The organism is Ramlibacter sp. JJN2-2R, assembly GCF_057747835.1.
This window is the reverse complement of record NZ_CM173226.1, coordinates 1086204-1111126: the sequence shown is the minus strand read 5'-3', so window position 1 is coordinate 1111126 and position 24923 is coordinate 1086204. Positions and strand designations below refer to the sequence as shown.

Here is a 24923-nt window from a genome sequence, read left to right as displayed (position 1 = left end):
ATGGCCCGTGAGGGCGAGGCGGGCTTTCAGCGTGGCGAGCGCCTTATTCGCGCTCTGGCACATCGGCCCGCCGGAGCTTTCGTTCTGACGCGCCGACATTAGACGGCCCCTAGCAGCCGCTTGATTTCGGCCACCGGCCAAGCCAGACGCCCGTTCACACGCACAGGCTGCATGGGCCCGTTGTTCTTGCATGCCCAGAGGCGCAGCGTCTGCTCCGCCCTGTTCAAGTGAAAAGCGGCTTCTGCCGTAGTCAGCGCCAGCCGCTTTTCATGCAACAGCGAGGACTTCTGGGTGATGTTGGTCTGCATGCCCCCTCCTTTGCGCATCGAGATGCGCGTTGAGAACGGGAGGGAGCATCTCGCGCCAAATATGGGCGAGGCAATGTGTCTGCCTCACCTACCGGGGAGACATTTCAGACGACCTACGGCTCGTCAGCGTCCTTGATCTGGCCGGAGCTTCGGAGCAGTCCCCAGGTTCTCTTGAAGGCGGACTCACCCCCAAAGTTCGGAAATAGAGGGCTGTGGCCGACCAGTGCGTCCCGAATCCGGGCTTTCGCTCCCTTGCTTCGACCGACATGCCGGGGAATGGCACACGGGTCGAAGCCAAACTGCCGACAGCACGCGAGCACCGCTTCCTTGCGCAGCTCGGTCATCTTCTGAGGCAGCGGCGCATAGGCGGTCGGCGGGCTGGTGGTGGCCATCGAGGGCAACCAAAAGCGCAAAGGCGAATCTTCTGCAAGCGTCGGGCAGCCCGGCCACGAAGCGAGGTCGGAGATCGTCGCACCGCGTTCGTGCGCCGGGAGCACGGTGACCAACTCACCCTTGTCGGCAGCCTCCTGCAAGAGAGCGGCGGTCGCCTTCGCACTGTGGGGATCGCTGGGATGGAACAACGGGCCCAGTTGCTCGAACCTAAACGCCAGCAGCGCAGATGAAGCGCCGTTGATTCGCTGCTCGATGTTCCGAGCCATGTTCCTGCGCTCATGAGGCGCATGCAAGGGCCCGAGAATCGCCAAACAGCGGCGCAGGGCTTCGGCCTCGGTTTTGGGAGTAGACAACTCGTCCATCCTTTCCTTAGGCGGCGGCCCGGCTGCTGCGCGTGACGCCGAGCCGGTCCAGGTAGTCAGCCCAATCCTGCAACATGCGCTTGCGTTCAGACAAGTACGCAGCGCGGTTGTACGCCGCGCGCACCTTGTCGTCCGGCGTGTGCGCGAGCTGCCGCTCGATGGCGTCTCTGCCATAGCGCCCGCTTTCGTTGGCCCACGTCGAGGCGATAGAACGCCACCCGTGTCCGGTCATCCGGCCTTTGAAGCCCATGCGGCCGATCAGGTACAGGACGGCGTTTTCGCTCATGGGCCGATCAGGCCGGCGGCCAGACTCGCAGGGGAACACATACCGGCCACCTCCCGTGCGCTCGCGCATGGTGTCGAGGACCGCCCTCGCCTGCTTGGAAAGGGGCACGAGGTGCTCCGCCCTGCGCTTCATCTTGCCCGCCGGGATGCGCCAGAGCGCGCCACCGTGCTCGACCTCGGTCCATTCCATCAAGCGCAGCTCCTGCGTGCGCACCCAGGTCAAGGCCAGCATCCGGCACGCCTGCACGGCCTGGAGGGCGTTGTCTTCGTACGACAGCCGGTGGAGGAAAGCGGGGAGCTCGGACGGGCCGAGCGCCGCAAACGATTTGGTGGGCGCGCGCCCGAACGCCTTCTCCGGGTTAATTTCCTTGGCCGGGTTGGCGGCGACACCGGTTTCCTCGCGCCGCTCCAGCGCCCACTCGAAGACCAGCGAGGACCACATGCGCACCCGGCGCACATAGACATACAGCTTGGCGGCGTCCATGCGGCGCAGCTCTTCCATCAGTGCCGCCCGGTCGATCTGCGCGATGGGTTGGTCCAGCAGGCGCGCAAGGTGGATTTCGAAGCCCCGGATCGCGTTGCGGCGGTAGCCGGACGAGAGGTTTTCGCGCGAGGCCCAGTACGCGTCCATCGCCTCCCGCAGCGTCATGGTGGGCGGCGCTTGCGGCTCGGGGGCGGCCCGAAAACGGGAGCGGGGGTCGATGCCTTGCGCCAGACACAAGCGCCACTCGTCGCGGCGTTGCCGGGCCTGGGCGAGGCTGACCAGGGGGTAGGGACCGAACGTGGCGGTTTGCGCCCGTCCCTGGATGCGGAACGCCATGCGCCAGACCTTGGCGGCGGACGGCTTGACCAGCAGGTACATGCCGTGCCCGTCGGGCAGCTTGCGAGATTTCTTGTCGGGCGGGCAGACGGCAGCGCGGCATTCCCGGTCCGTCAAACGGTTGGTAGGCACAGCTTGGCTCCTTTCGAGTTGAAAAGAGGGCTGTGCGCCGCCCTCGAAGCCATCTGGAGGACGCGCCAACGCAAATGTGGGCACGCCAAGCCAAACGGCCTAGCTCGTGCCCACTGTGTACCCACATCCCTAGCGCACTAGGGAGGGTTGAACGCCGATGAGGTTAGTTGGAAGTGGCGTTCAGATCAGAGCGGGCCGTGTGCTAGGCCCTTGATCTCAAACGTCTTCTTGGCGATGGCCATTGAGAGGTGTTGCAAGCTGCTGAACCCTAACAAAGCATCTGGCGGAGCAGGAGGGATTCGAACCCTCGATACGGGAGAACCGTATACCGGATTTCGAGTCCGGCGCATTCGACCACTCTGCCACCGCTCCTTGTTTCGGTTCGCGTGGTGCGAAGCCCCGCATTCTAACCGACTCGGCGGGCCTCCTTCAGGGCCGCAGCACCGACAGGCCGCCCAGGTAGGGGCGCAGCGCCTGCGGCACCTCGACACTGCCGTCGGCCTGCTGGTAGTTCTCCAGCACCGCCACCAGCGTGCGGCCCACGGCCAGGCCGGAGCCATTGAGCGTGTGCACCAGCTCGTTCTTGCCCTGGGCGGTCTTGAACCGGGCCTGCATGCGACGGGCCTGGAACGCCTCCATGTTGGAGCACGAGCTGATCTCGCGGTAGGTGTCCTGGGCCGGCAGCCACACCTCCAGGTCGTAGGTCTTGGCCGCGCCGAAGCCCATGTCGCCGGTGCACAGCAGCATCACGCGGTAGGGAAGGCCCAGCTTCTGCAGGATGGCCTCGGCATGGCCGGTCATCTGCTCCAGCGCCTCGGCGCTGCGGTCGGGGTGCGTGATCTGCACCATCTCGACCTTGTCGAACTGGTGCTGGCGGATCATGCCGCGCGTGTCGCGGCCGGCGCTGCCCGCCTCGGAGCGGAAGCACGGCGTGTGCGCCGTCAGGCGGATGGGCAGCTGGGCTTCGCTCAGCACCTCGTCGCGCACGAAGTTGGTGAGCGTGACCTCGCTGGTGGGAATGAGGTAGAGCGCCTGCTGCTCCTCGGCGGCCAGTCCCTCCTGGCCGCCCTTGCTGACGGCGAACAGGTCGGCTTCGAACTTGGGCAGCTGGCCGGTGCCGCGCAGCGTGGCCTCGTTGACGATGTAGGGCGTGTAGCACTCGGTGTAGCCGTGCTCCTGCGTCTGCACGTCGAGCATGAACTGCGCGAGCGCGCGGTGCAGCCGGGCGATCGGGCCGCGCATGGCGGTGAAGCGGGCGCCGCTGAGCTTGGTGCCGGTGTCGAAGTCCAGCCCGAGCGGCGTGCCGACGTCCACGTGGTCCCTGACCGCGAAGTCGAAGCGGCGCGGCGTGCCCCACTGGCGCACCTGCACGTTGCCGTGCTCGTCCGCGCCCACCGGCGCGCTCTCGTGCGGCAGGTTGGGGATGGCCAGCAGCAGCGCCTGGATCTCGGGCTGCAGCTGGTCGAGCCGCTGCGCGGAGCGGTCCAGTTCGTCCTTGATGCCGGCCACCTCGGCCATGACGGCATCGGCCGACTCGCCCTTGGCCTTGAGCTGGCCGATCTGCTTGGACAGCTGGTTGCGCCTGGCCTGCAGCTCTTCGGTGCGGCTCTGGATGGTCTTGCGCTCGGACTCCAACGACTTGAACTTCTCCACGTCCAGGAAGGGCTGGGGCGACTTGCGGGTCTCCAGCCGGGCGATGACGGACGCGAGGTCCTTGCGAAGCAGGGCGATGTCGAGCATCGTTGGATTTTATTCGTGGCCCCCGCGCCAGCCGGGCGCCACCCACCCGAAGGAGACTGCCATGCAGATCGAGAGCTACCTGTTCTTCGGCGGCGATTGCGAGGAGGCGCTCGGCTTCTACGAGCGTTGCCTGGGCGGCAAGGTCGCCAACCTGATGCGCTACGAGGGCTCGCCCATGGACGGCCCGCAGATGCCCGCCGAGTGGAAGGGCAAGGTGATGCACGCCACCTTCGAGTGCAACGGCGCGCGCTTCATGGCCAGCGACACCATGCCGGGCCAGCCCAGGCCCGCGTATTCGGGCTTTGCCATGTCGCTGTTCCTGCCGGGCGAACTGGCCCGCGCGCAGCGCGCCTTCAACGCGCTGGCCGAGGGCGGCAAGGTGACGATGCCGTTCGCGCCGCCGTTCTGGGGCGGCCACTTCGGCATGGTCACCGACCGCTTCGGCGTGCCCTGGATGGTCAGCTCCGAGCACTGAGCACCGGTGGCAGGGGCCACGGCCGCGTATGGCAAGATGAGAAAAATTGCAGGCCGCGCCAAGAAAGATCAATGCGGGCGGCCGCGCGCCGGCCTAGCATCGGCGCCGACGAGGAGAGCCCCAACGTGCCCGTGATCACTACCATCGAAGACCTGCGCGTGCTCGCGCAGCGCCGCGTTCCGCGCATGTTCTACGACTACGCCGACTCCGGCTCGTGGACCGAAAGCACCTACCGCGCCAACGAGGACGACTTCAACCGCATCCTGTTCCGCCAGCGCGTGGCGGTGAACATGGAGGGGCGCACCACCCGCACCACCATGGTGGGCCAGCCCGTCGCGATGCCGGTGGCCATCGCCCCGACCGGCCTGACCGGCATGCAGCACGCCGACGGCGAGATCCTGGCGGCGCGCGCCGCCAAGAAGTTCGGCATCCCGTTCACGCTGTCGACCATGAGCATCTGCTCGATCGAGGACGTGGCCGCCGGCACCGGCAACCACCCCTTCTGGTTCCAGCTGTACGTGATGCGCGACCGCGATTTCATCGCCCGCCTGATCGACCGCGCCAAGGCCGCCGGCTGCTCGGCGCTGGTGCTCACGCTGGACCTGCAGGTCATGGGGCAGCGCCACAAGGACATCAAGAACGGGCTGTCGGTGCCGCCCAAGCCGACCATCGGCAACCTCCTGAACCTGATGACCAAGCCGCGCTGGTGCCTGGGCATGCTGGGCACGCGGCGCCACCAGTTCGGCAACATCTTCGGCCACGTCAAGGGCATCGACGACCTGGGTTCCCTGGCCGAATGGACGGCCAAGCAGTTCGATCCCTCGCTGTCGTGGGCCGACGTCGAATGGGTCAAGCAGCGCTGGGGCGGCAAGCTGATCCTCAAGGGCGTGCAGGACATCGAGGACGCCCGGCTCGCCGTCGATTCCGGGGCCGACGCGGTCATCGTCTCCAACCACGGCGGCCGGCAGCTCGACGGGGCGCCCTCCTCCATCTCGGCGCTGCCCGAGATTGTGGAGGCGGTGGGCAACCGCATCGAGGTGCACATGGACGGCGGCATCCGCTCGGGCCAAAGCGTCCTCAAGGCGGTGGCGCTGGGCGCCAAGGGCACCTACATCGGCCGCGCCATGCTGTACGGCCTGGGCGCCATGGGCGAAGCGGGCGTGACGCGCTCCCTCGAGGTGATCCACAAGGAGCTGGACCTGTCGATGGCGTTCTGCGGGCGCACCGACATCAACACGGTGGACACCAGCATCCTGCTGCCCGGCACCTATCCCACCGGAACGCCGCGGGGCTATTGAGCCCGGTCAGTGCGACCGCCCGTCGTCGTGCGTGACGGGCAGTGGAACGTGCCGCAAGCGACGGGAGACTCCCGCCGCAAGCGGGCGCGGTTCGAAGCCCCGCGCCTCGACGCGCAGCGCGTTCGGGGCCGCCCCTCAAGCGGGCAGGCTGCGGGCTTCGCGTCGCGCCAGCGTGGCGAACAGGCAGGCCGCCCAAGCCAGCCCGCTGGCGATGGCCGTGGCGACCAGCACGCCGCCCAGGGCCACCTGGTCCGCTAGCCCGTAGGCGTTGCAAAGGCGCAAAGGCGAGTCCTGGTACAGCTGCCCCGCCACGCCCAGCATCGGCAGCACGTTGCCCAGGAAGAAGCCCTGCACCAGCCAGCCGGCACGGCCCCAGGACAAGCGCAGCGCGGCGCCGCAGGCGAGCAGCACGACCCACTTGGCCGCTTCGAGGCGCAGGTCGACCAGCACCAGGTCGAGCAGGCGCGGGATCATCAGCAGCGACATGCCCGCCGCGAACAGGACCAGGCCGGTGATGCCGTAGCCGTTCCAGCGGTCCACGAACGCACGCGCGCGCGGCGGCAGGCCCGCCACGAGCAGCCAGCCGGCCAGTGCCAGCAGCGGCGCCTGCACCAGCATGTGCAGGCGCATGCTGGACTCGAGCAGCTCGCGCAGGGGCGGCAGCGCCAGGGCGGCCGCCAGTGCGGCGCCGGCCAGCGCCGCGCGGACACCATCCATCCATCCCGTCCGCATCACGACCGCCCCCCTTCCGCCAGGTGGCGCGCGTAGTCGAGTGCCAGCTGCTGCTGCGCGATGTCGAAGACGCGCACCAGCCGGCCCCGGGCGTCGACCACCAGCAGCGCGGCGTTGTGTTCGAAGTCGCCGCGCCCGTCCGGCACCACGACCACCTGGAAGGCCCGCAACAGGCGTGCCGTGGCCGCCGGGTCGGGCACGCGGACGAACCGCCAGTGCGCCGGGTCGGCCCGCATCCGGCGGGCATAGGCCTGCAGCGCGTCGCTGGTGTCGCGCCGCGGATCGAAGCTGATGGACAGCAGCCGCACGCCGGCGGGCTGGGCCTGCAGCGAAGCCTGCAGCTGCTGGAACGTGGCGCCCAGGGACAGGCAGACCGTATCGCAGTGGGCATAGAAGAACTCCACCACGGTCACGTTGCTGCCGTTGGCCAGCACGTCGCGCAGCCCGCCGGCGGGAAGGCCCGGGCCCTCGATGGCCACGTCGGGAACGTCGACCGGCGCGAGCGCCACTTCGAGGCGGCGCGCGTCCTCGGCCGTCCAGGCCTGGAAGTCGTGCGTGAGCCAGGCCGCGCTCGCGTACGCCGCCCACAGCAGCGCCGCGCAGGCACCGGCGGTGCGCCACATCACGCTGCCCCGGCCCGGACCCGCGGCTGGAAGCGCAGCGGCTTCGTGCCGGCCTGGGCCGGCGCCGGCGGCAGCACGTCGGCGAGCGTGTGCGCGTCCAGGTACTCCATGAACCGCCGCAGCGCGCCGTCCATCACGCCGGTGAGCGCGCAGTCGCCGGTCAGCGTGCACGTGTTGCCCGTGGAGAAGCATTCGACGATGTCGAAGTCCGGCTCCATCGTGCGCACGACGGCGCCCAGCGCGATGGCCGCAGGCTCCTTGGCCAGGCGGATGCCCCCGCCCTTGCCGCGCAGCGTCTGCAGCCACCCGCCCAGCCCGAGCTGGTGGGTGATCTTCATCAGGTGCGTCTCGGAGATCCCGTACGCGGCGGCGACCTCGGCGATCGTGCACAGCCGCTCCGGCCGCTGGCCCACGTAAATCAGCAGCCGGATGGCGTAGTCGGTCATGCGCGCGAGCCGCATGGGGTGTTCCTCGAGCTCAGGGGGATCGGGCGGCCAGCGCCTCGAGCTCGGCGCCGCCGCTGAACGGCTTGTCGCGCGGATTGTCCTTGCGTTCGGCGGCGAACACGTCGGCCGCGACGGCGGGCGACTGGTTGGACCAGCTCGAACGCACATAACTGGCGACCGCCGCGAGCTCGGCGTCGCCCAGTTGCCGGAACGACGGCATCGCGCCCTTGTAGGCGACGCCCTTGACCTTCAGTTCGCCGTCGATGCCGTGCAGCAGGATGCTGGCCAGCACGCGGTCCTTGCCGTTGACCCACTCGGAGCCGTCCAGCGGCGGGAACACGCCCGGCAGGCCGGTGCCGCCGGCCTGGTGGCAGGCGACGCAGTTGGCGGTGAACACCTGCTTGCCGTCCGCGGCGCCGCCGGTGGATTGCGCCGGCGCCAGGTCGGCCAGCGTGCGGCGGTCGCCCAGCGCGGGCACGCCGAACGGGTCGGAGAACAGGATGTAGCCGGCGCCGGCCAGCACCACGGCCAGGGCGATGCCGGCGACCAGCAGCGGGATCGGCTGGCTGCGCTCGGTCGGGTCCGCTTGCTCGCGGAGTTGCGCCGGCGTGGGCGCGGGAGCTGGGGTGGGCATGGCTTCAGGGCTTCGGTTGCTCGGGCAGGACCGGATAGGTGTGGTCCAGGCCCTGGAGGTACTTGACCAGGTCGAGCGCCTCCGGCGTCGGCACGACCACCTGGCCCACCATCGGGCCGTAGGGCGGGGGCAGGTTGAGCGGCTGCTCGCCTTCGCGCTCGGCATCCTTGGCGTCCTTGACTCGGAACAGGTACGGGTAGGACGGCATGATCGAGTCCTTCACGTAGGCGCGCGGCTGGTACAGGTGGCCCAGGTGCCAGTCCTTGCTCGGCTGGCGGGCGCCGATGTTGAACAGGTCCGGGCCGGTGCGCATGCTGCCCAGCAGGTGCGGCTTGTCGTAGACATAGTCGCCCGGCACCGAGGCGCGGCCCCAGCCGCGCTGCAGGTCCGGCCCAAGGCCGCGGTCGCGCGGCTGCTGGCTGTGGCAGTACACGCAGCCGTTGGCGATGTAGACCGCGCGGCCGCGCAGTTGCGCGTCGGTGTAGGGCTGCAGCCTGGGCGGCGGCGCCACGTCGCGCACCTGCACGTACGGCATGACGACCAGCGCGGCGGTCGCCACGCCCAGGGCGACCATCGCGCCCGAGGCGAGCTTGAGTTCATTTTCCATACGCGAGCTCCAGGTCCTGGCGCGGCGCGAACAGCGCGGCGCCGGTGCGCATCGGCCCGAAGCGCAGCGCCATCGCCAGGAAATGGCCGACGAACACGGCGTGGCTGGCGAGCATCAGCGTGCCGCCGACCGAACGCCACTGCAGGTACGGCCGCGTGAGCGTCACCGACTCCATGAACGCGCGGGCCGGATCGAGCATCGCCAGGCCCTGCAGCCAGCCGCCGACCGTCAGGGCAACGAAGTAGACGGCGATGCCGACGGCGGCGAGCCAGAAGTGCACCGTGATCAGGCGCGGGTACGGCCACTCCCAGTTCAGGACGCGCGGCATCATGAAGTAGATGGCGCCGAACAGCACCATGCTGACGAAGCCGTAGGCGCCCAGGTGCGCGTGGCCGACCGTGTAGTGCGTGAAGTGGGTGACGGCGTTGACGCTGCGCAGCGCCTCCAGCGAGCCCTGCAACGACGAGGCCAGGTAGACCAGGCCGCCGAACATCATGAAGCGCAGCGTCGGCGACCAGCGCGCCAGGTGCATGCGACCGCGCAGCGTGCCGGCCATGTTGATCGTGAAGGCGATGACCGGGATCACCATCATCAGGCTCTGCACGATCGACAGCGTCACCAGCCAGCCGGGCACCGGGCCGCCGATCAGGTGGTGGCCGCCCACCTGGCCGTAGAAGAACGCCAGGGTCCAGAAGCCCAGGATCGACAGGTTGTACGAGCGCACCGGCCGGCCGATGATCTTGGGCAGGAAGTAGTAGATGGCGCCGACGCTCACCGGCGTGAACCACAGGCCCAGCACGTTGTGGCCGTACCACCAGTTCGTGGTCGCCTGCTGCACGCCGGTGTGCACGCCCGGCAGCTTGGCCACCAGGAACAGCACGGTCACCCACAGCAGGCCGGCCACCATGTACCAGACGCTCACGTACAGGTGCTCGGCCTTGCGGTTGACCAGCGTGAACAGCACCGGCAGCACGATCATCACGAAGCCCGCGACGATGAAGATGCCGATCTGCCACGGGATCTCCAGGTACTCCATCCCGTCGCTCCAGCCGGCGGCGATGGCGCCGATGCCGGCGGCGATGCCGGTGTTGAGCAGCGCGCCTCCCAGCAGGGTCCAGGGCGCGCCATGCAGCCGCGTGCGCAGCAGCCGCGGCAGCAGCCACAGGATGGTGCCGATCGCCGCATTGGTGATCCATCCGTACAGGACCGCGGTGAGGTGCACCGTGCGCAGGCGCCCGAACGTGAGCCACGCCTGCTGCACCAGCCAGTCGGGCTCGTGCAGCTTGATCGAGGAGGTCAGGCCGGCGACCGACCCCAGCAGCAGCCAGAAGCCGGCGAAGGCGATGAACAGGAACACCGGGAGCGCCGTCGATCGGTCCGCCAGCACGCGCGTGCGCAGGTCGTCTTCGTCGGGGGGGTGCGGCGCGGGCTGGCTGGCGCGCTGCAACGAGTCATGGCCGGCGCCGTCCAGCGCCGGGTCGTCCACGCGGCCGACCTCGCCGCGCGCGAAGATGACGCCGGCCGCGGCCGGATTCTCCACCAGCAGGCCCTGGCGCAGCGACCAGATGAAGACGAAGAGCCCGATGATGGACAGGAGGAAGGCGCCCAGCAGGCTGAGGATCGCGCTGTCCATCACGCCGCCTCGTCCAGGGTGCTCTCGCCGCGGCTGATGCGGTAGCCGTACCAGAGGCTCTGGGCGACGCGGTGCGCCAGGTCGTTCGCACGCTCCTGCATCGCGGGGTTGCCCAGCGTCGCGGTGGTCTGCTCGAACAGGGCCAGCCAGCGCTGGAACAGGTCGGCCGTCAGGCCCGGCAGCGCAATGTGCTTGGGCATCGGCGTGCCGCGGAAGCGCGCGGTGCCGCGCAGCGCGCCGGACCAGAAGTCGACCATCTTGGCCAGGTGGGGCTCCCAGTTGGTGATGTGGGTGTCGAAGATCGGGCCAAGGACCGCGTCCTGGCGGATCCGCGCGTAGAAACCGTGGACCAGGGCGTGCACCTCGTCTTCGGTACAGAGATCGGGGGTGGGCATGTCGTCGTCTTTGCTTGGAAAGGCGGCACGGGGCCGCGACCGGGATTTTAAGATGAACTTTTGATGCATCTTCAAAAACGCCTCGGTCACTGCGGGAATTTGGGGGCGTGCGTGCGGCCCTGCCCGCGATCGCGCCCGATGGCGGCGAGACTCGGCGCAGGCCGCCGCAGTGCCGCGACAATGCGCGCGTGACCGCCCGCCAGCGCCGCATCGCCCACCTGGACATGGACGCCTTCTTCGCGTCCGTGGAGCTGCTGCGCTACCCGCAGCTCAAGGGGCTGCCGGTGGTGATCGGCGGCGGCCGGCGGCGGGTGGACGACATGGTGCGAGAGCGCTTCGCCGACCGGCCGCTGTCGGAGATCCCGCCCGCGGCCTTCCCGCTGCTGAAGGACTATGTCGGCCGCGGCGTGATCACCACCGCCACCTACCCGGCGCGCCAGTTCGGCGTCGGATCGGCCATGGGCATGATGAAGGCGGCGCGCCTTTGCCCGCAGGCGATCGTGCTGCCGGCGGACTTCGACGAGGTGCGCCGCATCTCGCGCGCGTTCAAGGCGGTGATCCGCGACATCGCGCCGCTGGTGGAGGACCGCGGCATCGACGAGGTCTACATCGACTTCACCGACGTGCCGGGCGGCCAGCGCGAGGGCGGGCGGGTGCTGGCGCGCCTGATCCAGAAATCCATCCTCGATGCGACCGGGCTCACCTGCTCGATCGGCGTGGCGCCGAACAAGCTGATCGCCAAGATGGCGAGCGAGTTCAACAAGCCCAATGGCATCTGCGTCATCCACGAGCAGGACCTGCAGACCAGGATCTGGCCGCTGGCGGTGCGCAAGATCAACGGCATCGGCCCCAAGGCCGAGGCCAAGCTGCACCGGCTGCACGTGCTGACCATCGGCGACCTGGCCGCGCAGGAGCGCGAGTGGCTGGTCGACAACTTCGGCCGCTCCACCGGCGCCTGGATGCACGACGCCGCCTGGGGCCGCGACGACCGGCCCGTGGTCACCGAGAGCGAGCCGGTCTCCATGAGCCGCGAGACCACGTTCGACCGCGACCTGCACGCCGTGCGCGACCGCGCCGAGCTCGGCGCCATCTTCACCGACCTGTGCGAACGCGTGGCGGACGACCTGCGCCGCAAGGGCTACGTGGGCAAGACCATCGGCATCAAGCTGCGCTACGACGACTTCCGCATCGCCACGCGCGACCAGACCATCGAACGCTTCACCGACGACGCGCGCACGATCCGGCAGGTGGCCGGGCAATGCCTCAAGCGCGTTCCGCTCGATCGCAAGCTGCGGCTGCTGGGCGTGCGCGTGGGCAAGCTGGCCCGCGCCGGGGCGCAGGACGAGCCGCCCCGGGCCCCGGCACCGCCGCGCGCCGAGGAACACACGCCCGACCTGTTCCAGACCGGCTGAGGCGGCCGCGCGCCGCGGCCGAGCCAGCCCTGGTGGTGTCCGGGCACGGGCGACAGCAGGCTCTAGCCCATTCCTACCGCTGGCGCAGGGCACCGCCTACAGCACATCGCCATCGCGCGGCCTACCTTGCAGGCAGACCGATCCCCGCCGATCGACCCATGGCCCGAGCCCTCCCCCGCCCGCATCGCCGCCCGGCCCTGCTGATCGCAGCAGCGCTGGTGTGCCTGCTGGTCGCGCCGGCGGCGGCGCAGGCCCAGGCGCCGTCCGCGCCGGCGACGCGCATCGAGCGCGCGCCGGTCGTGGACGGGGTCGAGGTCAACGCCGATTCGGGCCTCGCGCCCGGATCGACGCTGGACATCGCGGTGCGCGGAACGCCCGCCGGCCGCGCCAGGGTGCAACTGCTGGGCACCGGGGTGGAGGTGCCGCTTCGCGAGACGGCGCCAGGGCGCTACACCGGCAGCTACACGGTCCGGCGCAACGATCGCCTCGACGCCAAGGGCTCGATCCGCGCCATCCTCGCGGCCGGGCCGCGCACCGTCGTGTCCGACTTCAGCTTACCGTCCTCGTTCCAGGCGCTCGCCCCCGTGGCACCGCCGGTCGCCGGCGAGACGCAGGCACTTCGCATCGCTGGGTTCGGGGCCGATCCGGTCGACCAGCTGCAGCCCGGCGCCGAATTGCGCTTCACCGTCGACGGCAGCCCGGGCGCTTCGGCGTCGGTCAGCGTGCCCGGCATCGCCGAGGCGCTGCCCTTGCGCGAGGAGCGGCCCGGCCATTACGTGGGCCGCTACACGCTGCGGCGGCAGGATGCCGTGCGTCCCGGCCCGGTGCTGGCGAACCTGCAGCAGGGCGGCCGCACGACGACCGCCCAGCTGGCCGCGCCGCTCACCTCGTTCGCCGGCGCCACCGCCGATCCCAGCCGCGTGCTGGGCGCGGCGGCGCCGGTCAGCCCGGCCACCGCGCTGACGCTGCAGGTGCTGAACCCGGCGCCCAACACGCAGGTGGACGGCGGCGCCCTGGTGCAGGGGCGCACGGCACCCAACGCACTGGTGCATGCGCGGGTCGAGGCCGTGCCACCGGTCACGAACGGCCGCGCCATCGTCGCCGAGGCCATCGCCGAGCAGACGGTGCAGGCCGACGCCAACGGCGACTTCAGCTTCAGCTTCGGCCCGCATCGCGCCGCACCGGGCACGCGGTTCGAGATCGAGCTGCGTGCGTCGCAAGGCGCGCAATCCACCCCGGGCCAACGCCTGGTGCTGTTCCAGCGCCAGGGCTGACGGCACGGCCCTTCCCTCCTGGCTGCCGGCCGCTGCTTCCTCCGCACCAGCCAGGGCGTTTCACTGACACGGAACTGACGAATGACCCTCGACGAACTCCATCACATCAAGAGGTGGCACGTCGGCCACCGCACCTCCCACCCGGTGGAGTACCACCTGTGGGACATGATGCTCATGCTCTGGATGGTGGGCTGGATCGGCTGGCTGCCGCTGTTCGCGTTCGGCTCGCTGTGGGTGGCGCCACTGTGCGTGGTGGCGATGTCCGCGCCCGACCTGTACACCGCCTGGCGCTTCCGGGCCCACCGGCTGCAGCGGCTGCGTTGCGACTGGCTGTGCGCCGCCGCGCCGCGGTCACTGCCGCGCCGTCCGGACGTTCGCCGGTAACGCCACCGGGTGGCTGGTGCGGAACGGGTTGATGTCGAGCCCGCCGCGCCGGGTGTAGCGCGCATAGACGGCGAGCTTGGTGGGCCGGCACTGGCGCCGGATGTCCATGAAGATGCGCTCCACGCACTGCTCGTGGAACTCGTTGTGGTTGCGAAAGCTCACCAGGTAGCGCAGCAGCCCGCCCTGGTCGATCTGCGGCCCGGCGTACCGGATCTGCACGCTGCCCCAGTCGGGCTGGCCGGTGACGAGGCAATTGCTCTTGAGCAGGTTGCTCACCAGCACCTCCTCCACCGGCTGCTCGTCGGTGGCGGCGGTGAGCAGCTCCGGCCGCGGCGTGTAGTCGGTGCACTCGATGTCGAGGCGGTCCAGGTTGAACCCGTCCAGCTCGTGCACCTGCTGCTGGTCGAACAGGTCCGGCGCCAGCAGGCGCACGCCCACGGTGCCGCCCGCCGGCGCGCCGCGCCACGCCGCTTCGCTCACGTCCGCCCGCAGGCGGGCGAGCACCTCGTCGGCCGACGCGAAACGCGTGTTGGTGAAGCTGTTGAGGTACAGCTTGAACGACTTGCTCTCGACGATGTTGGGCGTCTCGCAGGGCACCGTGACATGCGCGATCGCCACCACCGGCTTGCCGCGCGGCGTCAGCCAGCTCAGCTCGTAGGCGGTCCAGAGGTCGGCGCCGAAGAACGGCGGCTGGGCGGTGATGCCCAGTTCCTCGCGCTTGGCCGCGCGCGGGATCGGGAACAGCAGCGTGGGGTCGTAGTGGTCGCGGTACGGCGCCGGCTTGCCGAGCAGCGACTGGTCGGGGGAGTTCATTGGGCCGAAGTCTGCCGCAGGTGCGGCAGCAATGCCTCGAGCAGGCGATCGACCACCCCTGGCGGAAGGTCATGGCCCATGCCGGGCACGCCGACCAGGCGGGCGCCGGGAATGCGGCGCGCGGTGTCGTCGCCGCAGGCGAAGGGCACCAGCGGATCGTCCCGGCCATGCACGACGAGCGTGGGCGTGCGCAGGGCGGACAGCTCCCCCGCGCGGGCGGAGTCGGCGGCGACAGCCACCATCTGGCGGACGGTGCCGCCCGGATTGAAGTTGCGCCGGGTCGCGATGCGCACCCGCTCGCGCAGCTGCGCCTCGTCCCAGGCGAAGCCGGGGCTCGCAATGGCGCGCAGCAGGTTCACGGTGTGGTCGACGATGGCGTCTTCCGACCGCCCGGCCGGGCGGCTGAGCATCGCGCGCAGCACGTGCGGCCGCGGCCCGGGCAGGTGGCGCGCCCCGCTGGAGCTCATGACGCTGGTGAGCGAGCGCACCCGTTGCGGCGCCGCCAGCGCGAGCCGCTGGGCGATCATGCCGCCCATGCTCACGCCCACCACATGCGCGCTGACGACCTGCAGCGCGTCGAGCACGCCGAGGGTGTCCGCCGCCATGTCGTGCAACGTGTACGGCGTGCGCACGCGCAGCCCGAGCCGGTGGCGCAGCGACGTCAGCATCAGGTTGGGCACGCCCAGCTGGGGGAAGGCCTGCGAGAGCCCGGCGTCGCGGTTGTCGAAGCGGATCACGCGGTAGCCCGCGTCGCGCAGCGCCTGCGTGAAGGCGGACGGCCAGGCGATCAGCTGCATGCCCAGGCCCATGACCAGCAGCACGGCGGGCCGGTCCGCCTCGCCGCTGTCCTCGACCTCGATGGCGGTGCCGTTCGCCTGGACTTTCATGCGCGGGACGGCGCGCTCAATCGAAGCGCCGCTCGCGCAGCCACTTGGTCGCGATCCACTTCTCGCCCGCGAGCACCGGCGCGCCGCCGTGCAGGGTGCGGGTGGACGGATGCGGGCGCTCGTAGCTGAAGAAAACCGCGTGGCCGCGCTTGGGATACACCTCCAGGTGCACGTCGGGGAACGTGGTGCCGCCGCCCTTTTCGGGTTCGGCCAGGTACATCACGATCGTGCCCACGCGCTGGCCGCCCCGCTTGAGGATGGTCGGCGTGCCCGGCTCCTTCGGGTCGAAGTAGTCGTAGTGCGGCTTGTATTCGGCACCCGGCCGGTAGTGCAGCACCTGCAGCCCCTCGCCGTTTTCTTCCGGCCAGTTCACCAGCTTCGCCAGCCGCGCCTCGATGCGCCGCACCAGCTCGGTCTCGCCGCGCTGGAAGAACATGCCGTGGCTGGTGCGGTCGTCATTGACCTCCTCGCCGCCGGTCTTGGTGGCCACCGTGAGCGAGCGCGCCAGGCGCGGACGCGCCTGCTCGATCAGCGCGTCGCACTCCTCGTCGGACAGCACGTTGCCGAACACGACGACGCGCGGGTTGTACAGGGTCTGCAGCACGTGCACGCGCCGGTCGCCCGCATCCACGTACAGCGGCGATTCCTCCAGCTTCGGGTCCGGCACCGGCACGGCCGGGGGGATGCCCTGCTGCGCGGCCTGGGCCGCGAGGTGCTCGCGCAGGGTCGTCTCCATCGCCTCGACGGCGACGTCGTGCTCCCACCCGGAGGCAAGCATGGAGCGCAGCACGGCTTCGGCGGGGTGACCTGCCTGCGCCTGGTCCACGATCCACTTGCGAAGTTCGGGCGTGATCTGCTGCTGGGTCTGCGTGGTCATGCCTGCATTGTGCGACGGAACACCAGCCGGTCCGGCTGCGATGCGGCCGGATCGAAGGCATAACCGTCGAGGTCGAACTCTTCAAGGCGGCGTGGGGTGCGGATGCGCTGCTGGATCGCGAACCGCGCCATGCGGCCGCGGGCCTTCTTGGCGAAGAAACTCACGACCTTGAACTGCCCGGCGCGACCTTCCTCGAACACGCATTCGACCACCCGCGCCTTCAGGCGCGAGGCGTCGACGGCGCGGAAGTACTCCTGCGAGGCGAGGTTCACCACCACCGGGGTGGCGTCGGCCGCGAGCCGCGCGTTGAGCGCCTCGGCGATGGCGCCGCCCCAGTACTGGTACAGGTTGCGCGCCCGCCCGACCGGCAGCGCGGTGCCCATCTCCAGCCGGTACGGCTGCAGGCGGTCCAGCGGCCGCAGCAGCCCGTACAGGCCGCTCAGGATGCACAGGTGCTGCTGGGCCCAGTCGAGGTCGTCCCGCGACAGGCTGGCGGCCTGCAGGCCCTCGTAGACGTCGCCGTTGAACGCCAGCACCGCGGGCCGCGCGCCGGCGGCGGTGGCCGTGGGCGTCCAGGCCGCGTAGCGCTCGACGTTCAGGGCGGCGAGCTTGTCGGACAGGTCCATCAGCTGGGCGACCTGGCGCGCCGATTTCTTGCGCAGCACGCCGATCAGCTTGGCCGCATGGTCGTCGAAGGCAGGCAGGGTCTGCGGCAGGTCCGGCAGGGGGGATTCGTAGTCGAGGGTCTTGGCCGGCGAAAGGAGGAACAGCATGGGGTCGTGGCTCAGCGCCAGGGACGCAGCGCCAGCCACTGCACGGTGGCCGCCGCGGCCACCAGGGCCGCATAGGTGGCCATCTTGCCGTCGCGGCCGAACCACCACAGGCCGGCGGCCAGAACGGCCGAGCCAGCCAGCAGCACGGCCAGCGCCTGCGCCCAGCCGGGGAGCACCGGCCGGCCCCCCCGCAGCGCGAGCCGGGCGGCCGGAGGCAGGACGGCGGCCAGGAAGATCGCCGGCGCCAGCAGGCCAAGGAGGTGCAGCAGGGTGTCGAAGGGGCCCATCCGCGAGGGACTTGATCCAGCGTAAGTACTTGAAGGAGCGGCGAATTTTATAATCCCCGTCATGGCTGTCTGGGCATTGGGCATCAACCACACGACCGCGCCGGTGGACCTGCGCGGCCGGTTCGCGTTCGCCATCGACCAGATCGAGCCCACGCTGGCCGCCTTGCGCCAGAGCCTGCACGGCGGCCTGTCGCGCCGGCCGGAAGCCGCCATCCTGTCGACCTGCAACCGCACCGAGATCTACTGCGCCGGTCCGGAGCACGCCCTCGATCCGACCATCGAGTGGCTGGCCCAGTCGGGCGGCGTGTCGACCTCGGTGCTGCGCTCGCATGCCTACACCCTGAGCGACGGCCAGGCCGCGCGCCATGCCTTCCGCGTCGCCAGCGGCCTCGATTCCATGGTGCTGGGCGAGGCCCAGATCCTCGGCCAGCTCAAGGACGCCGTGCGGGTGGCCGAGCAGGCCGGCGCCCTGGGCACCACGCTGAACCAGCTGTTCCAGCGCTCCTTCGCCGTCGCCAAGGAAGTGCGCTCGGCCACCGAGATCGGCGCGCACTCCATCAGCATGGCGGCCGCCGCGGTGCGCCTGGCCGGCCAGCTGTTCGAGGACCTGGGCAAGATCCGGGTCCTGTTCGTGGGCGCCGGCGAGATGATCGAGCTGGCCGCCACCCACTTCGCGGCGAAGAACCCGGCTGGCATCGCGATCGCCAACCGCACGCTCGAGCGCGGCGAGAAGCTCGCCGCCAAATTCGGCGGCGAGGTGATGCGGCTGGCGGACCTGCCGGGGCGGCTGCATGAATTCGACGCGGTGGTCAGCTCCACCGCCAGCCAGCTTCCCATCATCGGCCTGGGCGCCGTGGAGCGCGCGATCAAGGCGCGCAAGCACCGCCCGATGTTCATGGTGGACCTGGCCGTGCCGCGCGACATCGAACCCGAGGTCAAGGCGCTGGAGGACGTGTACCTCTACACCGTGGACGACCTCGCGCACGTCGTGCAGACCGGGCAGGCCCAGCGCCAGGCCGCGGTGGCGCAGGCCGAGGCGATCATCGACGCCGGCGTCCAGAGCTTCCTGCACTGGATGGACCAGCGCCACGCCGTGCCGCTGATCCAGCAGCTCAATGCGCAGGCCGACGAGTGGCGCTCGGCGGAACTGGCCCGTGCCCGCCGGCTGCTGGCCCGCGGCGAGGACGTCGACGCGGTGCTGGAGGCGCTTTCCCGGGGCCTGACGCAGAAGATGTTGCACGGCGCGATGGCCGAACTGCACGCCGGCGACGCCGCCTCGCGCGAGCGCGCCAGCGACGCCATCCAGCACTTCTTCCTGCGCAAGGGCCGTTAGCGGCCTTCCGGCGCGTTCCGCGCCGGCGCCGCCTGCCGGGTGGGTGCCACCCGCCGGTGGTGCCGCGCCTTCCTCCACCACCGATCCCGGCCTTCCTTGAAACCCTTCCTCCGCCAGCAACTCGAGCGCTACCCGGTCCGCCTGCAGGAACTCGATTTCTTCCTGCAGCAGCCCGAAGTCGTGCAGGACATGGAGCGCTTTCGCGCCCTCACGCGCGAGCACGCCGAGGTGAGCGAAGTCGCGGGCCTGTACCAGCGCTTTCGCGAGCACGAATCGCAGCTGGCGCAGGCGCAGGAGATGCTCGGCGATCCGGACCTGGCCGAGATGGCCCGGGACGAGGTGGCCACGCTCGAGACGCAACTGCCGCAGCTCGAGGAGGAACTGCAGAAGCTGCTGCTGCCCAAGGACCCGGACGACGTTCGCAACACCTTCCTGGAGATCCGCGCCGGCACGGGCGGCGACGAATCGGCCCTGTTCGCCGGCGACCTGCTGCGCATGTACACCAGGTACGCGGAGCGCCAGGGCTGGCGCTGCGAGATCGTCAGCGAGAGCGCGGGCGACGTCGGCGGCTTCAAGGAGGTCGTGCTGCGGGTCGTGGGCGACGGCACCTACGGCAAGCTCAAGTTCGAGTCGGGCGGCCATCGCGTGCAGCGCGTGCCGGCCACCGAGACGCAGGGGCGCATCCACACCAGCGCCTGCACGGTGGCGGCGCTGCCCGAGCCGGACGAGGCGCAGGCGGTGCAGATCAACCCCGCCGACCTGCGCATCGACACGTTCCGCGCCAGCGGCGCGGGCGGCCAGCACATCAACAAGACCGATTCGGCGGTGCGCATCACGCACATCCCGACCGGCATCGTCGCCGAATGCCAGGACGACCGCAGCCAGCACCGCAACAAGGCCAAGGCGCTGCAGGTGCTGGCCGCGCGGATCAAGGAGAAGGAACGCGCCGAGCGCGCGGCCAGGGAGGCCGCCACGCGCAAGGGCCTGATCGGCAGCGGCGACCGCAGCGACCGCATCCGCACCTACAACTTCCCGCAAGGGCGGGTGACCGACCACCGCATCAACCTCACGCTGTACAAGCTGACGTTCGTGATGGAAGGCGAGCTCGACGAACTGGTCGAGGGGCTGCTGCTGGCGCGCAAGGCCGAGCAGCTGGAGGACCTGGAACTGGGCCTGGGCGCCCCGGCCGCATGACGGTCGCGCAGCTGCTCGCGCAGGCCGCCGCCGCCGGGGTCGCGCGGCTGGACGCACAGCTGCTGCTGCTGCACGCGCTGGGCCGCCCGGCCACCGATCGCGCATGGCTCGTCGCCCATGACGGCGACGTGGTGCCGCCCGAGGTGCAGGCGCGCTGCCACGAAGCCTGGCAGCGCCGCCTCGCCGGCGAGCCCGTCGCCTACATCGTCGGGCACAAGGAATTCTTCGGCCTGGACCTCCTCGTCGATGCCCGCGTGCTGGTGCCGCGGCCGGAGACGGAGACGCTGGTGGAATGGGCGCTGGAGGTGCTTGCGCCGTTGCCCGCCCCCGCGGTCGTCGACCTGGGCACGGGCAGCGGCGCCATCGCCCTGGCGATCCGCCATGCCCGGCCGGACGCACGGGTGATGGCGGTGGACGCGAGCGAGGCGGCGCTGGCCGTCGCACGGGCCAACGGCCAGCGGCTCGGCCTGGCCGTCGACTGGCGCCACGGCGACTGGTTGCGCCCGGACCCGGGCCGCTTCGACCTGATCGTGAGCAACCCGCCGTACGTGGCCGAGGACGATCCGCACCTGGCCGCCTTGCGCCACGAGCCGGGCAGCGCGCTCGCGGCCGGCGCCGACGGACTGGATGACCTGCGGGCGATCGCGCGCCAGTGCCGCGACCACCTGAATCCCGGCGGCTGGGTGCTGCTCGAGCACGGCTGGGACCAGGCGGCGGCGGTGCGCGAGCTGCTGGGCCAGGCGGGACTGGCGCAAGTGGGCTCCCGCACGGACCTTGCGGGCATCGGGCGCTGCACCGGTGGGTGCCGGCCCGAACACGGATAATCCAACCTCAAGTCAGCGGGCAGGGCCCACCAAGGAGTGATTCGAATGAGCGACGTTCAACAACGCATCGACCAGCTGGTCAAGGGCAGTGACGTCCTGTTGTTCATGAAGGGCAGCGCCAGCTTCCCGATGTGCGGCTTCTCGGGCCGCGCCGTGCAGATCCTCAAGGCCTGCGGGGTCGATCCCAAGGCCGTGACCACGGTCAACGTGCTGGAGGACGACGAGATCCGCCAGGCCATCAAGGAATACAGCAACTGGCCGACGATTCCCCAGCTGTACGTCAAGGGCGAATTCATCGGCGGCTCGGACATCATGATGGAGATGTACCAGAGCGGCGAGCTGCAGCAGGTGCTGGGCTCCGACGGCGGCTCGGCGGCCTGACGGGCCGCGTCAGCAGCCGCAGCGCGCGGCTGCCAACCTCTTCGGCATTTTCCTGACATCCGGTTGCGGCTGCGGCTGCGCCCGGTTGAACTCTGGCACGGCCTATGCTGGAATCAACCAGCAGCCGATCAAGGAGTGTGCATGGACAGCCGCAGTTTGGTGCCCCATCAGGCGTCCTCGTTCAAGCTTCCCATCGCGAACGTGCGCAGCGTGTTCCGGCCCCACGAGGTCGAGCGCAAGCTGGCCAAGCTGCCCGGCAAGGACCACGACAGCCTGCGCACCACGTACGAGCGCATGCTCGAGCGGGGCCCGGAACGCTTCCAGGTCAAGCCCAGCGGCATTCCGGACATGGCCGCGCTCTACGAGCAGCTTCCCAACTTCACCGACGCCCTCGACGACGTGAAGCGCCACGTCGCCCTGGCACAGGATTCGCGCGACGGCCTGGAGGTCACGCCGATGCTGCTGCTGGGCCCGCCGGGCATCGGCAAGACGCATTTCGCCCGCAAGCTCGCCGACCTGCTGGGCACCGGGATGAACCTGGTCCCCATGAGTTCCATGACGGCCGGCTGGCTGCTGTCGGGCGCCTCCTCGCAGTGGAAGGGCGCCAGGCCGGGCAAGGTGTTCGAGGCCATCGTGGACGGGCAGTATGCCAATCCGGTGATCGTGGTCGACGAGATCGACAAGGCGGCGGCCGATGCGCAGTACGACCCGCTGGGCGCGCTCTACGGGCTGCTGGAGCACGACACCGCCGGCTCCTTCATCGACGAGTTCGCCGAGATCGCGATCGACGCCAGCCAGGTCATCTGGATCATGACGGCCAACGACGAACGCTGCATCCCCGAGCCCATCCTCAACCGCATGAACGTGTTCGAGATCGAGCCGCCGTCGCTGGAGGCGGCGCGCCAGATCGCACGCAACCTCTACCTGTCGATCCGCGGCGAACACGGCTGGGGCAGCCGCTTCGATCCGGAACCGGCCGACGACCTGCTCGATGCCCTGGCGGAACTGGCGCCGCGCGACATGCGCCGCGCGCTCATGACCGGATTCGGCAACGCGCGGCTGGACCAGCGCGGCCAGGTCGCCGTCGACGACCTGCCCCGGGCCGGCGCCGGCAAGGGCCGCATGGGCTTCCTGCAATAACCCGCGGCCCCGGCCGCGTCAGGGGCCGCCACGCGCGGCTTCGGCCGCCCTGGGCGCGCCGGTGTCGTCGTGCTCCCACTGCCGGCGCGCGGCCAGCACCGCGTTCGGATACGGCGCCTGCCCGCGGCTGCCGTTGTAGCGGCCGAGCGCGAGGAACAGGTTGCCGCGCTCGCGCTCCAGGTAATGCCGCAGGATCACGCAGCCGAACCGCAGGTTGGTCTGCATGTGGAACAGCTTGCCCGCGTCGCCATCGCCGATCAGGCGACTCCAGAACGGCATCACCTGCATGTAGCCGCGCGCGCCCACCACGCTGACCGCGTACTTGCGAAAGCCGCTCTCGACCTGGATCAGGCCCAGCACCAGCGCCGTGTCCAGGCCGGCGCGGCGCGACTCGTACCAGACGGTCTGCAGGAATTCCTTGCGCTCCTGCCAGTCGACCTTGCGCCGGGCCAGCCGCGGGCTCATCGCGCCGAGCCACCGCAGGTAGGCCAGGCGCGCTTCGGTGCTGCCGAACTCGGGGACCGGGGGCGCGGCGCGGCCGATGGCGGAACTGAGCGCGGTGCGCACCGAATCGGCGAGCGGCTCCTCGACCTGCGCGCCGGCGTGGGCCGGCGCCCAGCGCCAGCCCGCCAGGGCCGCCGCCGTGGCGGGCCACCAGGCCCGGCGGGTGATCACACGGCCAGGCGGCCGCGCAGGAACGACACCACCTCGGCCACCGGCACCTTGGTGGCCGCGGCGTCGCGGCGGTGCTGGTATTCGAGCTGGCCTTCCTTCAGGCCGCGGTCGGACACGACGACGCGGTGGGGCACGCCGACAAGTTCCCAGTCGGCGAACATGGCGCCGGGGCGCTCGCCCCGGTCGTCGAGCATGACGTCCACGCCGGCGGCGGCGAGTTCGTCGTGCAGCCGTTCGGCGGCGGCCTTCACCTCCGCGCTGCGGTCCATGCCGATCGGGCACAGCACCACGGTGAACGGCGCGATGGCGTCGGGCCAGATGATCCCGCGCTCGTCGTGGTTCTGCTCGATGGCCGCGGCCGGCAGGCGCGTGATGCCGATGCCGTAGCAGCCCATCTCCATCAGCTGCGGCTTGCCCGTCTCGTCGAGGAACGTCGCGTTCATCGGCTTGCTGTACTTGGTGCCGAGGTAGAACACGTGGCCGACCTCGATGCCGCGCTCGATGGCCAGGCGGCCCTTGCCGTCGGGCGACACGTCGCCCTCGACCACGTTGCGCAGGTCGGCGACGGCGTCGGGCTCGGGCAGGTCGCGGCCCCAGTTCACCCCGGTCAGGTGATGGCCCTCGTCGTTGGCGCCGCAGACCCAGTCGGCCATGACGGCGACCTCGCGGTCGGCGACGACCTTCACCGGCTGCTTCAGGCCCACCGGCCCCAGATAACCGGGCGGCGCGCCGAAGTGCTCGGCGATCTCGGCGCCGGTGGCGAAGCGGAAGCCCGCATCCAGGCCCGGCACCTTGGCGACCTTGATCTCGTTCATGTCGTGGTCGCCGCGCAGCAGCAGCAGCCAGACCTGCGTCTGCACGATCTCGCCGGCTTCGTTCAGCCGGTCGGTTGCCAGCACGAGCGACTTGACAGTGTCGTGCAGCGGCAGGCCGAGCAGCGCGGCCACGTCGGCGCACGTGCTCTTGCCCGGCGTGGGCACCTTCTCCATGCGGTGCTTCGCCGCGCCGCGCGGGCCGGTCGGCGCGAGCGCCTCGGCCTTCTCCATGTTGGCGGCGTACTCGCTGTCCGGACAGAAGACGATGGCGTCCTCGCCGGTGGCGGCGATGACCTGGAACTCCTCCGACAGGTCGCCACCGATGGCGCCGCTGTCGGCCGCCACGGCGCGGTAGCGCAGCCCGAAGCGATCGAAGATCGCGCGGTATGCCCTGGCCATCACGGCGTAGCTGGCCTTCGCGCTGGCGGGATCGCGGTCGAAGCTGTACGCGTCCTTCATGATGAACTCGCGGCTGCGCATCACGCCGAAGCGCGGCCGCCGCTCGTCACGAAACTTGGTCTGGATGTGGTACAGGTTCTTGGGCAGCTGCTTGTAGCTGCGCAGCTCCTGCCGGGCGACGTCGGTGACCACTTCCTCGCTGGTGGGCTGCACGATGAAGTCGCGGTCGTGCCGGTCCTTCACCCGCATGAGCTCCGGGCCCATCTTGTCCCAGCGACCGGTCTCCTGCCAGAACTCGGCCGGCTGGATGACCGGCATCAGCAGTTCGACGGCGCCGGCGCGATCCATCTCCTCGCGCACGATGCCCTCGATCTTGCGCACCACCCGCAGCCCCATGGGCAGCCACGTGTAGATGCCGGCACCGAGCTTCTTGACCATGCCGGCGCGCATCATCAACTGGTGGCTCACCACCTCGGCATCGGCGGGCGCTTCCTTGAGCGTGGAGATCAGGAACTGGGAGGCTTTCATTCGGGGAAGCGAGGACGGCTGAGCTCTTGGCGCGCACGCAAGGC

The 24923-nt window shown here is 70.3% G+C and carries 28 protein-coding genes and 1 tRNA gene; 10 read left to right on the top strand and 19 right to left on the bottom strand.

Features of this window, described 5'->3' with window-relative positions:
- Positions 1 to 98 precede the first annotated feature (98 nt).
- From AC3ANR_RS05395 to serS, 5 genes are all read right to left on the bottom strand, one after another.
- The gene (locus tag AC3ANR_RS05395; protein ID WP_488290847.1) at positions 99 to 308 is read right to left on the bottom strand and encodes a DNA-binding protein; all 210 of its coding nucleotides are present in this window, start codon (positions 306 to 308) and stop codon (positions 99 to 101) included.
- Positions 309 to 421: 113 nt separating this feature from the next.
- The gene (locus tag AC3ANR_RS05390) at positions 422 to 1063 is read right to left on the bottom strand and encodes a hypothetical protein (RefSeq protein ID WP_488290846.1); all 642 of its coding nucleotides are present in this window, start codon (positions 1061 to 1063) and stop codon (positions 422 to 424) included.
- Positions 1064 to 1070: 7 nt separating this feature from the next.
- Complete coding sequence (locus AC3ANR_RS05385; protein WP_488290845.1) at positions 1071 to 2300, bottom strand: tyrosine-type recombinase/integrase; 1230 nt, start codon at positions 2298 to 2300, stop codon at positions 1071 to 1073.
- Positions 2301 to 2581: 281 nt separating this feature from the next.
- Positions 2582 to 2672, bottom strand: a tRNA-Ser gene (locus AC3ANR_RS05380).
- 57 nt (positions 2673 to 2729) lie between these two features.
- Complete coding sequence (gene serS / locus AC3ANR_RS05375; RefSeq protein WP_488290844.1) at positions 2730 to 4040, bottom strand: serine--tRNA ligase; 1311 nt, start codon at positions 4038 to 4040, stop codon at positions 2730 to 2732.
- A gap of 61 nt (positions 4041 to 4101) precedes the next feature.
- Here serS and AC3ANR_RS05370 point away from each other — a divergent pair, with 61 nt between their 5' ends.
- Both AC3ANR_RS05370 and AC3ANR_RS05365 read left to right on the top strand, forming a co-directional pair.
- On the top strand, positions 4102 to 4515 hold the full coding sequence (locus AC3ANR_RS05370; RefSeq protein WP_488290843.1) for a VOC family protein: 414 nt from the start codon (positions 4102 to 4104) through the stop codon (positions 4513 to 4515).
- Positions 4516 to 4640: 125 nt separating this feature from the next.
- Complete coding sequence (locus AC3ANR_RS05365) at positions 4641 to 5813, top strand: alpha-hydroxy acid oxidase (RefSeq protein ID WP_488290842.1); 1173 nt, start codon at positions 4641 to 4643, stop codon at positions 5811 to 5813.
- A 135-nt stretch (positions 5814 to 5948) separates the two neighbouring features.
- Here the strand turns inward: AC3ANR_RS05365 and AC3ANR_RS05360 are convergent, their stop codons facing one another.
- Genes AC3ANR_RS05360 through AC3ANR_RS05330 form a run of 7 tightly spaced genes read right to left on the bottom strand, consistent with a single transcriptional unit; the run spans position 5949 to position 10883 of the window.
- Positions 5949 to 6530: a hypothetical protein gene (locus tag AC3ANR_RS05360; protein WP_488290841.1), complete on the bottom strand. Its 582-nt coding sequence runs from the start codon at positions 6528 to 6530 to the stop codon at positions 5949 to 5951.
- 14 nt (positions 6531 to 6544) lie between these two features.
- The gene (locus AC3ANR_RS05355; RefSeq protein ID WP_488290840.1) at positions 6545 to 7168 is read right to left on the bottom strand and encodes an SCO family protein; all 624 of its coding nucleotides are present in this window, start codon (positions 7166 to 7168) and stop codon (positions 6545 to 6547) included.
- The gene (locus AC3ANR_RS05350; protein ID WP_488290839.1) at positions 7168 to 7629 is read right to left on the bottom strand and encodes an RrF2 family transcriptional regulator; all 462 of its coding nucleotides are present in this window, start codon (positions 7627 to 7629) and stop codon (positions 7168 to 7170) included. Before AC3ANR_RS05350 ends, AC3ANR_RS05355 begins: the two co-directional genes overlap by 1 nt.
- Before the next feature lie 16 nt (positions 7630 to 7645).
- Positions 7646 to 8248, bottom strand: a complete 603-nt coding sequence (locus tag AC3ANR_RS05345; RefSeq protein ID WP_488290838.1) for a c-type cytochrome — start codon at positions 8246 to 8248, stop codon at positions 7646 to 7648.
- Between the two features lie 4 nt (positions 8249 to 8252).
- On the bottom strand, positions 8253 to 8855 hold the full coding sequence (locus tag AC3ANR_RS05340) for a cbb3-type cytochrome c oxidase subunit II (protein ID WP_488290837.1): 603 nt from the start codon (positions 8853 to 8855) through the stop codon (positions 8253 to 8255).
- Positions 8845 to 10488 carry a cbb3-type cytochrome c oxidase subunit I gene (locus tag AC3ANR_RS05335; protein ID WP_488290836.1) on the bottom strand — a complete coding sequence of 548 codons (1644 nt, stop codon included), beginning with the start codon at positions 10486 to 10488 and terminating at the stop codon, positions 8845 to 8847. Before AC3ANR_RS05335 ends, AC3ANR_RS05340 begins: the two co-directional genes overlap by 11 nt.
- On the bottom strand, positions 10488 to 10883 hold the full coding sequence (locus AC3ANR_RS05330) for a group III truncated hemoglobin (RefSeq protein ID WP_488290835.1): 396 nt from the start codon (positions 10881 to 10883) through the stop codon (positions 10488 to 10490). Before AC3ANR_RS05330 ends, AC3ANR_RS05335 begins: the two co-directional genes overlap by 1 nt.
- A 224-nt stretch (positions 10884 to 11107) precedes the next feature.
- On the opposite strand from AC3ANR_RS05330, the gene dinB reads away from it, so the two are divergent.
- The 3 genes from dinB to AC3ANR_RS05315 all read left to right on the top strand — a co-directional run bounded on the left by dinB (position 11108) and on the right by AC3ANR_RS05315 (position 13953).
- A complete protein-coding gene (gene dinB / locus AC3ANR_RS05325; protein WP_488291757.1) occupies positions 11108 to 12295 on the top strand; it encodes a DNA polymerase IV in 1188 nt (395 codons plus the stop codon).
- 158 nt (positions 12296 to 12453) lie between these two features.
- A complete protein-coding gene (locus tag AC3ANR_RS05320) occupies positions 12454 to 13569 on the top strand; it encodes a hypothetical protein (protein ID WP_488290834.1) in 1116 nt (371 codons plus the stop codon).
- 81 nt (positions 13570 to 13650) lie between these two features.
- Entirely contained in the window at positions 13651 to 13953 is a 303-nt protein-coding gene (locus tag AC3ANR_RS05315; RefSeq protein WP_488290833.1) for a hypothetical protein, read from the top strand.
- On the opposite strand, the gene queF is transcribed toward AC3ANR_RS05315, so the two are convergent.
- Genes queF through AC3ANR_RS05290 form a run of 5 tightly spaced genes read right to left on the bottom strand, consistent with a single transcriptional unit; the run spans position 13921 to position 17590 of the window.
- On the bottom strand, positions 13921 to 14766 hold the full coding sequence (queF, locus tag AC3ANR_RS05310; RefSeq protein ID WP_488290832.1) for an NADPH-dependent 7-cyano-7-deazaguanine reductase QueF: 846 nt from the start codon (positions 14764 to 14766) through the stop codon (positions 13921 to 13923). The genes AC3ANR_RS05315 and queF overlap by 33 nt on opposite strands.
- The gene (locus AC3ANR_RS05305; RefSeq protein ID WP_488290831.1) at positions 14763 to 15653 is read right to left on the bottom strand and encodes an alpha/beta fold hydrolase; all 891 of its coding nucleotides are present in this window, start codon (positions 15651 to 15653) and stop codon (positions 14763 to 14765) included. Before AC3ANR_RS05305 ends, queF begins: the two co-directional genes overlap by 4 nt.
- Before the next feature lie 16 nt (positions 15654 to 15669).
- Positions 15670 to 16530 (bottom strand): 2OG-Fe(II) oxygenase, encoded by an 861-nt coding sequence (locus AC3ANR_RS05300; protein WP_488290830.1) that lies wholly within the window; start codon positions 16528 to 16530, stop codon positions 15670 to 15672.
- Entirely contained in the window at positions 16527 to 17303 is a 777-nt protein-coding gene (gene yaaA / locus AC3ANR_RS05295) for a peroxide stress protein YaaA (protein ID WP_488290829.1), read from the bottom strand. Before yaaA ends, AC3ANR_RS05300 begins: the two co-directional genes overlap by 4 nt.
- Before the next feature lie 11 nt (positions 17304 to 17314).
- Entirely contained in the window at positions 17315 to 17590 is a 276-nt protein-coding gene (locus AC3ANR_RS05290; protein ID WP_488290828.1) for a hypothetical protein, read from the bottom strand.
- A 61-nt stretch (positions 17591 to 17651) separates the two neighbouring features.
- Here AC3ANR_RS05290 and hemA point away from each other — a divergent pair, with 61 nt between their 5' ends.
- The 5 genes from hemA to AC3ANR_RS05265 all read left to right on the top strand — a co-directional run bounded on the left by hemA (position 17652) and on the right by AC3ANR_RS05265 (position 22462).
- Entirely contained in the window at positions 17652 to 18923 is a 1272-nt protein-coding gene (gene hemA / locus AC3ANR_RS05285; protein WP_488290827.1) for a glutamyl-tRNA reductase, read from the top strand.
- A gap of 96 nt (positions 18924 to 19019) precedes the next feature.
- Positions 19020 to 20117: a peptide chain release factor 1 gene (prfA, locus tag AC3ANR_RS05280; protein WP_488290826.1), complete on the top strand. Its 1098-nt coding sequence runs from the start codon at positions 19020 to 19022 to the stop codon at positions 20115 to 20117.
- Entirely contained in the window at positions 20114 to 20941 is an 828-nt protein-coding gene (prmC, locus tag AC3ANR_RS05275; RefSeq protein WP_488290825.1) for a peptide chain release factor N(5)-glutamine methyltransferase, read from the top strand. Before prfA ends, prmC begins: the two co-directional genes overlap by 4 nt.
- A gap of 45 nt (positions 20942 to 20986) precedes the next feature.
- Positions 20987 to 21322, top strand: coding sequence for a Grx4 family monothiol glutaredoxin (gene grxD, locus AC3ANR_RS05270; RefSeq protein ID WP_488290824.1), 336 nt, complete (start codon positions 20987 to 20989; stop codon positions 21320 to 21322).
- A 141-nt stretch (positions 21323 to 21463) separates the two neighbouring features.
- Positions 21464 to 22462: an AAA family ATPase gene (locus AC3ANR_RS05265; RefSeq protein WP_488290823.1), complete on the top strand. Its 999-nt coding sequence runs from the start codon at positions 21464 to 21466 to the stop codon at positions 22460 to 22462.
- Between the two features lie 18 nt (positions 22463 to 22480).
- On the opposite strand, the gene AC3ANR_RS05260 is transcribed toward AC3ANR_RS05265, so the two are convergent.
- Together AC3ANR_RS05260 and AC3ANR_RS05255 are read right to left on the bottom strand one after the other, a co-directional pair.
- On the bottom strand, positions 22481 to 23137 hold the full coding sequence (locus AC3ANR_RS05260; RefSeq protein ID WP_488290822.1) for a lytic transglycosylase domain-containing protein: 657 nt from the start codon (positions 23135 to 23137) through the stop codon (positions 22481 to 22483).
- The gene (locus AC3ANR_RS05255) at positions 23134 to 24879 is read right to left on the bottom strand and encodes a proline--tRNA ligase (RefSeq protein WP_488290821.1); all 1746 of its coding nucleotides are present in this window, start codon (positions 24877 to 24879) and stop codon (positions 23134 to 23136) included. The genes AC3ANR_RS05260 and AC3ANR_RS05255 overlap by 4 nt, the downstream gene beginning before the upstream one ends.
- Positions 24880 to 24923 lie beyond the last annotated feature (44 nt).